This is a genomic window from Rothia sp. LK2492, assembly GCF_040946345.1.
In the GTDB taxonomy this organism is placed as follows: Bacteria; Actinomycetota; Actinomycetes; order Actinomycetales; family Micrococcaceae; genus Rothia; species Rothia endophytica.
Genome location: NZ_JAYWLX010000005.1, coordinates 81508 through 94854, shown reverse-complemented (window position 1 = coordinate 94854; position 13347 = coordinate 81508). Strand labels below are relative to the sequence as shown.

Genomic DNA, 13347 nt, shown 5'->3' with positions numbered 1-13347 from the left:
TCCCCCAACGAAGCCAGGCCTCATCAAACAGTGCCCTATGTGCAAGGTGACGCACTAGAATGGGAAGCATCATGAAGATCCTTGAATATCTCTCCCCTTCCCTTGCCGATCCCCAGAATAAGTACTTCCGCGGGGACTTTGCATCTAACCCGCTGACCGGCGATGAAGCCTACGAAGCGTTTTTGGGCTGGATTGCAGCCCGCGGCATGGAGCTCTATCCTGCCCAGGACGAGGCGGTTCTTGAGCTGGCTAACGGCAACAATGTGATTCTGGCGACCCCTACCGGTTCCGGTAAGTCGACGGTTGCGGTGGCGGCGCACTTTATCGGTCTGGCTGCCGGCCAGCGCTCCTACTACACCGCGCCGATTAAGGCGCTGGTATCTGAGAAGTTCTTTGATCTCTGCGAAATTTTTGGGGCTGAGAACGTGGGTATGGTGACCGGCGATTCATCCATCAATGCCAACGCCCCCATTATCTGCTGCACCGCAGAAATCCTTGCCAATATCGTTCTGCGCGAGGGCGAGGGCGCAGACCTCACCCAAGTGGTCATGGACGAGTTCCATTTCTACTCTGACCCTCAGCGCGGGTGGGCTTGGCAAGCTCCCCTGCTGGATCTGCCCCAGGCACAGTTTTTGCTCATGAGCGCCACCCTGGGCGATACCCTGCGCTTCGAGCGGGAAATGACAGAGCTGACCGGCAGGGAGTCAGTGCTGGTCACCAGTGAGACCCGCCCCATCCCGCTGAACTACACCTACAGCCGCGAACCGCTGGTCGAGACCGTCAATGAGCTGGTCAGCACCCACCAAGCCCCGGTCTATATTGTTCACTTCTCTCAGGTGCAGGCCATTGACACTGCGGCCTCCCTGATGAGCCTGCCGATTGCGTCCAAGGATGATAAAGAACGCATTAATGAGCTCACCGCTGGTTTCCGCTTCTCAGCGGGTTTCGGCAAGACCTTGCAGAAGTACATCAAGAACGGCATCGGCATCCACCACGCCGGTATGTTGCCCAAGTATCGCCGACTGGTAGAGCAGCTGGCGCAGGCGGGTCTGCTCAAGGTCATTTGTGGTACTGACACCCTGGGCGTGGGTATCAACGTCCCCATCCGCACCGTGCTGATCACCGCCCTCTCTAAGTTTGACGGCCAGCGCACTCGCCGCCTCAAATCCCGTGAATTCCACCAGATCGCAGGACGCGCAGGCCGAGCCGGCTTTGACACTGCCGGTTATGTGGTGGTGCAGGCACCCGAGCACGAGATCGAAAACGACAAGCTCGAAGCTAAGGCACGTGCCAAGTTTGATGGCGATGAGAAGAAAATGGCTCAGTCCCTACGCGGCAAAAAGAAGAAGCCGCCCCAGGGCTTTGTGGCGTGGAGTGAGAAAACCTTTGAGCAGCTGGTTGAAGCTGAACCCGAGGCGCTTACTTCCTCCTTCCAGCTCACCCACTCCATGATGCTCAACATGCTGCAGCGAGAGGCTGACCCTTTTAAGACCGTCATGCTCTTCCTCACCGCCAACCACGAGCCACCGGTCAAGCAGCGGGCGCTTAAGCGCAAGGCGATTGGTATCTACCGTGAGCTACTCAACGGTGGCGTGGTCGAACGTCTACCGGAACCCGATGAGTTCGGCCGCACCGTCCGCCTGACCGTCTCCCTGCAGGAGAACTTCGCCCTCAACCAGCCGCTCTCCCCCTTCGCGCTGGCATCCCTGTCCCTGCTGGATAAAGAATCACCGGACTACGCCCTGGACGCTGTCTCTATCATCGAAGCTACCCTTGAACGCCCCCGCCAGGTGCTCATTGGTCAGGAGAAAAAGGCTAAGAGCGAAGCACTCGCTGAGATGAAGGCTGAGGGCATGGACTACAACGAACGCATGGCCGAGCTGGACAAGATCACCTACGCCCAGCCTCTGGCTGACCTGCTGGAGCAGGCCTTTGAGACCTACTCAGCTGGTGCGCCTTTCATGAAGGAGTTCGAGCTAGAACCTAAGAGCGTGGTGCGTGATATGTACGAGCGCGCCATGGGCTTCGGAGACTTCATCAAGTACTACGGCTTAGAGCGTTCAGAAGGCATTCTGCTGCGCTACCTATCGGATGCCTACAAGGCATTGCGACAGACTGTGCCACTCTCGGCTCTGACCGACGAGCTGACCGATATTATCGAGTGGCTAGGCGAGGTCATCCGTCAGACCGACTCCTCCCTGGTAGATGAGTGGGAACGCCTGGCAAACGGTGAGGACGCCATGCCGGTGCAGGATTCTCTGGAGGAACTGGTTGCTGAATCAGCTCCCAAGGTGACTGCCAATCCGCGTGCTTTCAAGGTGATGGTGCGCAACGCCCTCTTCCGTCGTGTCGAGCTATTTGCCGACGAACGCGAGAAGATTCTGGGTGAGCTGGACGGCGAGCGCTCTGGCTGGGACGCCGACCGTTGGGCCGATGCTATGGATGACTTCTTCGACGATCACGAGGATATCTACACGGACGCTGATGCGCGCTCACCCAAGCTTTTCGAGCTGGATGACGATGTTGCTGAGCACCCCGGTGTGTGGAAGGTCCGCCAGGTACTGGCTGATTCTGATAATGACCATGACTGGGCGATCACTGCCGAGATTGATCTTGCCGCTTCAGATGAAGAGGGCTCGCCGGTGGTACGCATTCTTGATGTGAAGGCCGCCTAAGTCACTGTGCCTCCCGGTGCAGAATTACTCCGGTTGTACATAGAAAACCCCTGGCCCCACCTTTCAGTGGGGCCAGAGCTTGAGGTTCTAGAGCAGGCCGCGGCGCTTGAGCAACGGCTGGATGTCAGCCTCTCTACCGGTTAGCTCCTTGAACCCTTCGGGGATGGGCTTAGACCCGCCGATAGCCAGGATGTTGCGGCGGTAGGCATCACCGTTCTCACGGGACAGCCCGCCGTTGGCTTCGTACCAGGCAACTGTGTCCGCATCAAAGACCTCAGCCCACAGATAGGAGTAATAACCAGCTGCATAACCACCCGAGAAGGTGTGGTTGAGGTAGCTGGTACGGTAGCGGGATTCGACCAGTGGGTGCCAGAGCCCGGCGTCCTGCAGTGCCTGCTGTTCAAAGGCCAGCGGGTCAGCCACGGGTTCCCCGGCGGAGTTCGCCGGGAGGGTGTGCCATGCCCAGTCCAGCACTGCAGCGCGCAGGTATTCTACGGTTCCCTGCCCCTCGCCCCACTGCTCAGCTTTCTTGACGCTGTCAATAAGCTCCGCAGGCACGGGCTCGCCGGTCTGGTAGTGCAGGGCATAGTTGGGCAGAATCTCCGGGTGAAGAATCCACATTTCGTTGACCTGGCTGGGGTACTCCACGATGTCCCGCTCCACGTTGGTGCCGGAAATCGAACGGTAGGTGGTATCTGAGAGAAGACCGTGCAGAGCGTGCCCAAGCTCGTGGAAAAGGGTCCTGAGCTCGTCAAAGTTAACGAAAGCTGGCTGACCAGGTACCGGGGCTGAAATGTTGAGGTTGTTGACTACCACCGGCTTGGTGCCCTCAGCATGAGACTGGTCGACCAGGTTGTTCATCCAGGCACCGCCACGCTTGGTCTCACGGGTAAAGAAGTCGCCCAGGAAGAGACCGATGCCCGTACCGTCAGCATCAAAGACCTCCCAGATACGCACCTGGGGGTGGTAGCCGGTCAGGTCGGTGCGCTCGGTAAAGCTCAGGCCGTACACTCGCTGGGCGGCATAGAAGACGCCATCTTCCAGTACACGATCTAGCACGAAGTAGGGCTGAAGGGCAGCTAGGTCAACGGCATATTCTGCGGCTTCAACCCGATCACTGTAGAACATCCAGTCCCAGGGTTCAATCTTGTCGATACCGTCGGCAGTTGCGGCAGCAGCAATTTTCTCTGCCTCCCTGTCAGCGTTCATCATGGCAGGGGCGCTGGTCTGAGTGAACAGACGCTCCACGGCATCAGGGGTCTGGGCAGTACGGTCTGCCACCGCGAGCGCAGCAAAGGTATCAAACCCCAGCAGAGCGGCTTTCTGAGCACGCAGGTCAGCAATTTTTGCCGCCAGGATCCAGGTGTTATCACCACGCTCGGTACTGGCTTTGTAGATGCGCTCACGCAAACTACGGTTCTCTAACTGAGACAGAATAGTTTGCTGGGTAGGTAGACCAAAGGTAATTAACCAACCGTTTTCATGCCCGGCGTCTTTGGCTGCTGCCCGTGCGGAGGCTCGCCCGGCCTGGCTGAGCCCAGCTAGATCCTTCTCGTCGGTCACCAGCACTGCAGCGGCGTTGAGATCCTTGGTGACCTGCTGGCCGAACTCTGTTTCGGCACGGGCGATGGTGAGGTTCAGTTCAGCCAGGGTAGCCCGGTCTTCTTCAGATAGAGCAGCGCCTGCCAGCACAAATTCCTGGTGGTACTTCTCAGTGAGGCGAAGCTGCTCCCCTACCAGCCCCAGTGCGTGGCGGCGGGCGTAGACGGCGTCCAGCTTGGCAAATACAGCGGGGTTAAGATGCAACTCGTTAGCTAGCTCGGTCAAAAGCTCGGTAACGGTGCCTTCTAGTGCCAACAGTTCATCGGTACCATCCGCTGAAGTGATGTTATAAAAGATGGTCACCGCACGGTAAAGGGTGTCCGAAGGACCTTCCAGAACGGCTACTACGTTATCGAAAGTCGGCCCATCTGTGCTCTGGGCAATACGGGTGTAAGCCGCCCGAGCTTCAGACAGCCCGGCTTTAATGGCAGGGAGGTAGTGCTCCGTGCGGATGCTTGCAAAGTCAGGGAGCTGGTAAGGCAGGGTGGAGGCTGCCAGCAGGGGGTTCAGTTCAGTCATACCCACCAGGTTACTGCACAGTCCATCCCGGCAACCCTCATCTGTCACTAAAAAAACTTGAGTCTGCACCTGCATAATAGTCAGCTGGAGACAGTAGTTGGCTTTTCCCATGGAGTTAACTTCAGCAGCAGCACAGCAGAGGGAAAGACCGCCTGATGAATGCGCAGTGCTTCCTCGGCGCGCCCATCATGACGCAGCCCAAGTCGATCAGCCCAGAAACTTCGGGGGGGCCCACCGAATTGACTGGTCACCGTCAGGATTTTGGCTAGAGTAGAAGCGAAATATCTCATAACCGCCCCCCATGCAAAGGAGCATCATGGCAGCCCCCTACCACCCAACTTTTCCCGCAGCAACTCACAGGGTGGGAGCTACCCACAGCCTCGGTAATCTCAAACTCGTTGACCACTGGTTCACTGTGCCCGCCACCCACGGTCTCGTCTATGGCAAGGGAGCGGACGCCGCGGCGTCCTCACGTTTTGCACCTCACAGCATCACCGTTTTCGCCCGCGAAATTATTGACACTTCCTCAGCCCTTACAACCGAAGTGGAGAGCCGCCCCTACATGGTCTACCTACAGGGAGGGCCAGGTGGTAAAAGCCCGCGCCCGGTCTCAGACGGAGGCTGGGTTGCAGAGCTTGCTAAAACCCACCGGCTAGTCCTCTTGGATCAGCGCGGCACGGGTAACTCCACTCCCCTCACTGCACGCACTCTTTCGGCGCTGGGCAGCTCCGACATTCAGGCCGAGTACTGCGAACTTTTCAGGGCGGATTCCATCATCGCCGACGCTGAAGTGGTGAGAGGTTTCCTCCTAGCTGACCGCAGCGATCAGCGGTGGAGCACCATGGGTCAGAGTTATGGCGGTTTCCTCACCCTCAGTTATCTCTCCTTCGCCCCCGAAAGTATCAAGGATTCGCGGATGACGGCAGGTTTGGCGCCCATCCGGGCTCACGTTGACGAGGTCTACCGCCATACCTATGACCGGGTGGCAGAGCGCAACCGAGAGTATTACGGGTGGTACCCCGAAGATGAAAAGCTAGCTGTTCGTATTGCTGACCACCTTGCACATCGAGAAGAACTCCTGCCCACCGGCGAGCGCCTCACCCCGCACCGCTTCCAGATGCTGGGTCATCTGTTGGGCGGCAACGGGCGGGTGCACGGGCTGCACTATATTCTTGAGTCGGCTTTCGCGGAGTCCGGGCAGTGGCTATCGGACCAGTTCTTGGCGGATGTCAACGCCCTAGTTAGTTTTCAGGGTAACCCTCTGTACGCTCTCATGCACGAGACTATTTACGCCGATGGTACCGACTCCCCCTCCGCTTCTCCCACGAGTTGGTCCGCAGCGCGTATGCACAGTGAAAGAGAAGATTTTGCCCCCGACGCTACCACTCTACTTTTTACCGGCGAACATATATTCCCCTGGTATTACCAGGAAGACCCTGCCCTGCGTCCCCTGGCGGAGGTGGCGGAGATACTAGCGCAGAAGGATGACTGGGGACGTCTCTATGATCACCAGCAGTTAGCTGCTAACCAGGTACCGCTGGTAGCTGCAGCCTATGTTCCCGATATTTACGTGGACTACCAACACTCCATGGCAACCGCCGATTGGGTGGGCAATACTCGGGTTTGGACATCTCAAACCCACCACCACGATGGTCTGGGGCAAGACGGCATTCTGATTCTGGGACACCTGAAAAACCTGCTGGCCGATATGTGCTAATCATCCCAGAGAGGCCCCGTGATGGTGCAGTAAAATTGTTGGTGGTCCGGTGGAGCTATTTTATGGAGTGCAAGAATTGCCGATAGCCCACCATCCAGCACGTGCTGGCAGAATATTGGGGGATCTTTGCCGACACGCGCACAGTTTCTGGGTGGGGGCGCACTAGCTCTCCTTGCATCTTCGATGAACGCTTCACCCGCGTCAGCTAATACCGGTTCCCGTCTGCTCATCGCCACCGACGAGGGCGTGGTAAATGATGGCTCTACACCGGTCAATGCAAGAATCAACCAGCTCTCCACGACCCTGGCTGAGAACGGTGGCGGTGCTATCGTCTTCCCTCCCGGGCTCTATGCAGTGGACGATGAGGGCATCGAAATGCGCCACCAAGTCAGTTTTCTTGGTTTGGGTGAATCCACCCAGTTTATGCCGGTGGGCACCTGGAGTGAGCTTGCTGGTGTCTTTCGCATCGGAACAGACAAGAAGAACAACGCCGACCCGGTCTATCGCTCAGGGCTACACGACCTCAGCATTAAGCCCGGTCAGGACGCTTTCCAGCACGCCGATTCTGTAGAAAACGTAGTCGGTATCCTCTATAACACTCACAATGGGCCCAAGCCGCCCGATCCTGACGCTGCTCACCGCGTTTCAGGTATCACGCTCTGGGACCTGGATATGGGCATCAAATTGAAGGGAGTTGATGACCAGGGCATGACCGTGGAGCGTATCCGCGGTAGAAGATTCTTACGCTCTGCCCTGGTGGTAGGCGAATCCTTTGCGGCAGGTGCTGCGGACAACATGTTCTCTATGATTGACCTCTCCTCAGCCAATCTCGCTAAGGTGGACGCCGCTACGGTTGAAGTTTATGCCACCAACACCAGCTGGTCCCAGGTTAAAACCTGGTACTCCAAACGGTCTGTTGCTCTGCAGGGTGATGAAAAATCTGGCGCCGGTTTCTACATTAAAGCCACTAGAAACACCTTCAGCCAGTGCGAAGCGCAGGATAACGGCGGGCACGGCTTCCTCATCAAGTACGGCAATAACTCCTTTGTCAGCTGTATAGCCGACTCCAATGGTTACAAGGATAACCTCAGTGGCAACGCCACGCTAGGTGAAGCACACGGCTTCCACATCTCTAAAGATGCACCTGGCACCCAGCTCATCGGATGTCAGTCCTTCAACCGAGATTCAGAGAATCCCGGCCAGGGGGTAGGTTTCTGGGTAGAAGACGGCAACCAGGAGGTCATTGTGACGGGTAATGCCTTCGGCAACACGAACCAGAACAGTATGGCATCAGACGTTGAGAGCGAAAAGCAACAGGTGATTGACGGGGGGACGCAGTAAGGCTCTCTTTCGCCCCTCAGCACCAAGCTGCACCTCAAGAAAATCCCCTCATGACTAAACAGTCATGAGGGGATTAGTGTGAGGTTTTAGCTCATGTAAGTCTCGTGTTCACCGCGAGCTCGAGCTACCAGGTCTTGGTACTCGGTCTCAGATTCGATGAGCTCATCACGGTACTTCTGAGGAATTTTCCGGGACTTGGCGGTTGCTTCCTCAAGCTGACTCTGAATCTTAGCGCGCTCCTCAGTTGAAGCGTCCGCGGGCAGGTCCAGGTACTTCTGGGACAGGGTTTGGACGCGCTGGATGGTGCCCAGCGCCTTGCCCTTGGGGCTGTAGAGGGAAGCCAGCACGGTGATGACCAGAACGCCAACAATCACAATGAGTGAGTGGTGGATTTCAATCTCAAAGACGTGAACCGGCTGGCCATTATTGATGAAGCCCAAAGTGTTCTCGTGCAGAGCGTGCAGGAGCAGCTTGACGCCAATGAAGGCGAGAATGATGGACAGGCCCCAGGAGAGGTAGATGAGGCGATCCAGCAGGCCGTCAATCAAGAAGTAGAGCTGACGCAGACCCATCAGGGAGAAAGCGGTAGCGGTGAAGACGATGTAAGCTTCCTGGGTCAGACCAAAAATCGCGGGAATGGAGTCCAACGCGAAGAGGATATCGGTACCACCGATGGCAACCATGACCAGCAACATGGGGGTCATAACCTTCTTACCGTTTTCAACGGTGAAAAGCTTATCGCCATCGTAGTAGTCCACGGTGTGGAAAAGTTTCTTCGCTAGACGGACCACAAAGTTGTTGGCCTCGTCCTCTTCGGTATCAGTGATTTCGCCCTTGATGAGGTTACCTGCGGTGTAAATCAGAATAAGACCGAAGAGGTAGAAAACCCAGCTCCAACGCTCGATAGCAGCAGCACCCAACAGAATAAAGATGGTGCGAGCAATTATCGCGAAAATGATACCGAAGAGCAGAACTTTCTGCTGATCAGCTCGCGGCACCTTGAAGGAGGCCATAATAATCAGGAAGACAAAGAGGTTATCGACGCTCAAAGCCTTCTCGGTGATGTAGCCGCCATAGTATTCGGCAGCAAACTGGGGGCCGTCCCACCAGAGAATCACCAGACCGAAGGCCAAAGCTAGACCAACATAGACCGCAGACCAAACTGCTGCTTCTTTGATGGTCGGTTCATGCGCCTTACGCACATGGAAGAAAAAGTCATAGGCCAAAAGCCCGAGGATGAACGCAATCGTTACACCCCACTGCAAATCAGTAATATGCATGGGAGCCTTTCTTGTGGTTGGTTTGCCAAAGTCCACAAGTCTCTCCCACCACCTGAAATGTGGTTCTCTGCCCCGGTCGGGCGTCATCGGCCAACGTGCTGACGAAACAGAGATTAGTGGGATACTCCCTTGCTCGTTGTCTGAGTTTACCTCATATGAGAACAAGGGAGTATCCCCTACGGAGTTCGCTTCGCTCACAGATAGCTATTCGCATCACTCTTACAAGCTCGCACGCTCGCTTCTGTGATGCTCATCTCCCTTGCTCGTTGTCTGAGTTTAGCTCATATGAGAACAAGGGAGTATCCCTTACGGAGTTCGCTTCGCTCACAGATAGCTATTCGCATCACTCTTACAAGCTCGCACGCTCGCTTCTGTGATGCTCATCTCCCTTGCTCGTTGTCTGAGTTTAGCTCATATGAGAACAAGGGAGTATCCCTTACGGAGTTCGCTTCGCTCACAGATAGCTATTCGCATCACTCTTACAAGCTCGCACGCTCGCTTCTGTGATGCTCATCTCCCTTGCTCGTTGTCTGAGTTTAGCTCATATGAGAACAAGGGAGTATCCCCTACGGAGTTCGCTTCGCTCACCGTCTGACGCATACTTCCAGGCTGCACTGTGGGCGTATTATCAGCATCCACCGCGAAAACCACACGTTGATATAAGAAGAATATGACTCAGTGAGTAAACTGGCTCTCCCCTACCCTCCGTGATCCGTTCGCATCTAGCACACCCACCACCAGCGCAAAGAAGGCAAGGACAGCGGCGCTCAGCAACCAGGCAGCACTAAAGGTAGCTACCTGGGCGAGCGCTCCAATAGCAAGAGCACCGAGACCCGTACCAACATCAAAGCAGGCGTTCCATGCCACCGAGGCGCGTTGAGTTTCTGCTGGCCCGCCGGCATCATTGAGCGCACGGACCATGGTGACCGACTGCAGGAAGCCGTACCCGAAACCAATCATCAGCGCACCACCGATGAGCAGGACGGTCGAACCTACACCGGCTCCCTGCATCAGCCCTACCAATACCGTGCCCACGGCTGCAAAGGCGAGAACCGGGGTCATCAAACGACGGGTTCCCCACCTGTCAGTAATCGAACCGCCCCACAGACGGGTTGGGGTAGCCATGGCGCAAAGAGCGAGCAGAGCAACGGAAGCAAGAACCGGGGTTGGTGCTATCTCAGTAGAAAAGGTCAAAAAGGCGCCACCCACACTAGTCATGAGGGTCAGGGTTAGCAGAGCAGGCCAAATACGGCGCAAAATTTCACCTGTACTTGCAGCCTGCGAAGAACCAGTTGAGGTAGTGACCTGTTCAGCTAGGTATCGGTCTACCTGGCCGCCCAACTGAGCAGCGAACGGAGTGGCGAGGGCCGCAATCACGCCGGTCATGATGACCGGGCGGAAACCGAAAAGATCGAGTGCAGCTGGAGCTAAGGGCGTAAAAATCAGCTGGGCACCGGCTGCTGCCAGACCATAGAGGCCAACAGCTCTGCCCCTGTATTCCAGGGGGATGAGGTAGGACAGGGCACTGGCACAGCAGACCGTAAGAATACCGAACCCAACACCCCGCAGCCCAGAGCTGACCAACACGTTAACCAGTGAGGGGCTAACGGCCTGAAGCAGTGAGGGCAGACCCATGAAGAGGGCGCCGGCTGGTAACACCTTTGCCCAGCCAAAACGCCGGGTTAGTGCAGGAACCATAAACTGGGTCAGCACGGTAACGATCATCAGCACCGCATTGGTCATCCCGGCGCCCAGGGACCCAGCACCACCGTGGATGGCCCAGGCTGGGGAGGCTGGCAGCAGAATTGAGAGGCTACAGATACTCAGCCCAAAAGTGAGCAGAATCTGGGACATCCCCGGCAGTCGAGCAACGCTTGGGTTCATGGAACTCTCAATCATAAGTGTAGGCAGTCTGGGCAAACTCCCCTATTATAGTAGGTTCGGCTCCTTGAGCCTACCGATGAGCTCATCGGATCTAAGCGTGCCCTGCCTGCTGCATCTGGCGCAGTTCTTTTTTCAATTCGCCAATCTCATCACGGAGTCGGCCCGCTAGCTCAAACTTTAGTTCCTCAGCAGCCTGCATCATTTGCGCGGTCATTTGGTCGATCAAATCGAGCAGGTCCTCTGCGGGGGCTGCGGCTAGGCCGTCCTCTCGCACTCGCTGTTCTGCTTTCTTGAAAAGCTCCTCAGCTTCAGGTGAGGACGCGGCGTATTTGGTGCCCTTCTTGACCGGAGCCAGCTTGCCGCCGGCTGCCTTACGGGCTGCCAGTAGCTCAGCGGTGTCTTCTTGCTCCCGAGTCAGTGTGTCGGTAATGTCAGCAATTTTTTTGCGCAGGGGCTGAGGATCAATCCCGTGTTCGAGGTTGTAAGCCTTCTGGATGTCGCGGCGGCGGTTGGTTTCCTCGATAGCGGTACGCATGGCATCCGTCATTTTATCGGCGTACATGTGTACCTGGCCGCTCACGTTACGAGCTGCTCGTCCGATGGTCTGAATCAGGGAGGTAGTGGAGCGCAAGAAGCCCTGCTTATCCGCGTCCAAAATGGCAACCAGAGAGACTTCGGGGAGGTCCAAGCCTTCGCGTAGCAGGTTGATGCCCACCAGTACGTCGAAGGAACCCATGCGCAGCTCACGGAGTAGCTCAACGCGCCGCAGGGTATCAACGTCCGAGTGGAGGTACTGCACCTTGACCCCGTGCTCCAGCAAGTAATCAGTCAGGTCTTCTGCCATTCGCTTGGTCAAAGTGGTAATCAGAACACGCTCATCACGGTCGACGCGGAGCCTGATTTCTTCTAACAAATCATCAATCTGCCCCTGGGTAGGCTTAACCACAATCTCAGGGTCAATCAGACCGGTGGGGCGAATAATCTGCTCAACAAAGCCATCAGCTTGCGAGAGTTCGTACTTACCCGGTGTTGCCGAAAGGTAAACGGTCTGCCCGATGCGCTGTAAGAATTCCTCCCACTTCAGCGGCCGGTTATCCATGGCTGAAGGCAGGCGGAAACCGTGTTCTACTAAGGTACGTTTGCGGCTCATATCCCCCTCGTACATGGCACCAATCTGGGGAATGGTGACGTGGGATTCGTCCACAATAAGCAAAAAGTCATCGGGGAAATAATCCAAGAGACAGTGTGGGGCAGTCCCCTTAGCACGTCCGTCAATGTGACTGGAGTAGTTCTCGATACCGTTGCAGAAACCCATCTGTTCCATCATCTCAAGGTCATACTGGGTACGCATACGCAAGCGTTGGGCTTCTAGCAGCTTGTTTTGGGATTCTAGCTCAGCTAGACGGTCTCGTAGCTCGTTCTCAATGGACCGGATGGCTCGCGCCATACGCTCAGCACCGGCAACATAGTGGGAGGCAGGAAAGACATACATCTCGGTTTCTTCACGGATTACATTTCCGGTCAGCGGGTGCAGAGTGTAAATAGCCTCAATTTCATCGCCGAAGAACTCAATTCGAATCGCATTTTCTTCGTACATGGGAATGATTTCAACGGTATCCCCGCGCACGCGGAAGGTGCCGCGATGAAAGTCCATATCGTTACGGACGTACTGCATGGCAACAAATTGGCGCAGCAACGTGTCCCGGTCCATCTCTTCCCCCTGGCGTAGGGTAACCATTTGAGCCACATACTCTTCAGGGGTTCCCAAACCATAGATACAGGACACGGTTGCCACTACGATGGTGTCACGGCGGGTCAGTAGGGAGTTGGTCGCTGAGTGGCGAAGTCGCTCAACTTCCTCATTGATGGACGAGTCTTTTTCAATAAAGGTATCGGTCTGAGGCACGTAGGCTTCGGGCTGATAGTAGTCGTAGTAGGAGACGAAATACTCCACCGCGTTGTTGGGTAGGAGCTCTCGCAGTTCATTAGCTAGCTGGGCGGCTAGCGTCTTATTCTGTACCATGACCAGGGTGGGCCGCTGAACGGCCTCGATGAGCCAGGCTGAAGTTGCCGACTTGCCCGTACCGGTGGCTCCCATCAGCACAATGTCTTTCTCACCGTTATTGACCCGCTCAGTGAGCTCAGCAATAGCTTTGGGCTGATCGCCCGCCGGCTGGTACTCAGAAATAACCTCGAAAGGGGCAACTACTCGTTTGATTTCTTGCGCAAGACTCATACTTCTACCCTACCCTCAGCGCTCAAAAAACCCTAGAACAGGTGTACTAATTTTCCTCCACCTGCTCTACGAGAAAACGCCCTGCCTTTCAAA

Annotated in this window: 7 protein-coding genes; 3 read left to right on the top strand and 4 right to left on the bottom strand. The window is 56.1% G+C overall.

Annotated elements, in window-relative coordinates; genetic code table 11:
• Positions 1 to 71: 71 nt before the first annotated feature.
• On the top strand, positions 72 to 2675 hold the full coding sequence (locus VVR27_RS07450) for a DEAD/DEAH box helicase (protein ID WP_368547777.1): 2604 nt from the start codon (positions 72 to 74) through the stop codon (positions 2673 to 2675).
• 87 nt (positions 2676 to 2762) lie between these two features.
• Here VVR27_RS07450 and VVR27_RS07445 read toward each other — a convergent pair whose 3' ends face one another.
• The gene (locus VVR27_RS07445; protein WP_368547776.1) at positions 2763 to 4796 is read right to left on the bottom strand and encodes a M3 family metallopeptidase; all 2034 of its coding nucleotides are present in this window, start codon (positions 4794 to 4796) and stop codon (positions 2763 to 2765) included.
• A 316-nt stretch (positions 4797 to 5112) separates the two neighbouring features.
• On the opposite strand from VVR27_RS07445, the gene VVR27_RS07440 reads away from it, so the two are divergent.
• Entirely contained in the window at positions 5113 to 6513 is a 1401-nt protein-coding gene (locus tag VVR27_RS07440) for an alpha/beta fold hydrolase (protein WP_368547775.1), read from the top strand.
• Between the two features lie 183 nt (positions 6514 to 6696).
• Positions 6697 to 7854, top strand: coding sequence for a right-handed parallel beta-helix repeat-containing protein (locus VVR27_RS07435; protein WP_368547774.1), 1158 nt, complete (start codon positions 6697 to 6699; stop codon positions 7852 to 7854).
• A gap of 86 nt (positions 7855 to 7940) precedes the next feature.
• Here the strand turns inward: VVR27_RS07435 and VVR27_RS07430 are convergent, their stop codons facing one another.
• The 3 genes from VVR27_RS07430 to uvrB all read right to left on the bottom strand — a co-directional run bounded on the left by VVR27_RS07430 (position 7941) and on the right by uvrB (position 13254).
• A complete protein-coding gene (locus VVR27_RS07430; protein ID WP_368547773.1) occupies positions 7941 to 9134 on the bottom strand; it encodes a TerC family protein in 1194 nt (397 codons plus the stop codon).
• A gap of 675 nt (positions 9135 to 9809) precedes the next feature.
• Positions 9810 to 11033, bottom strand: a complete 1224-nt coding sequence (locus VVR27_RS07425) for an MFS transporter (RefSeq protein WP_368547772.1) — start codon at positions 11031 to 11033, stop codon at positions 9810 to 9812.
• 76 nt (positions 11034 to 11109) lie between these two features.
• Positions 11110 to 13254: an excinuclease ABC subunit UvrB gene (uvrB, locus tag VVR27_RS07420; protein ID WP_368547771.1), complete on the bottom strand. Its 2145-nt coding sequence runs from the start codon at positions 13252 to 13254 to the stop codon at positions 11110 to 11112.
• Between the last annotated feature and the right edge of the window lie 93 nt (positions 13255 to 13347).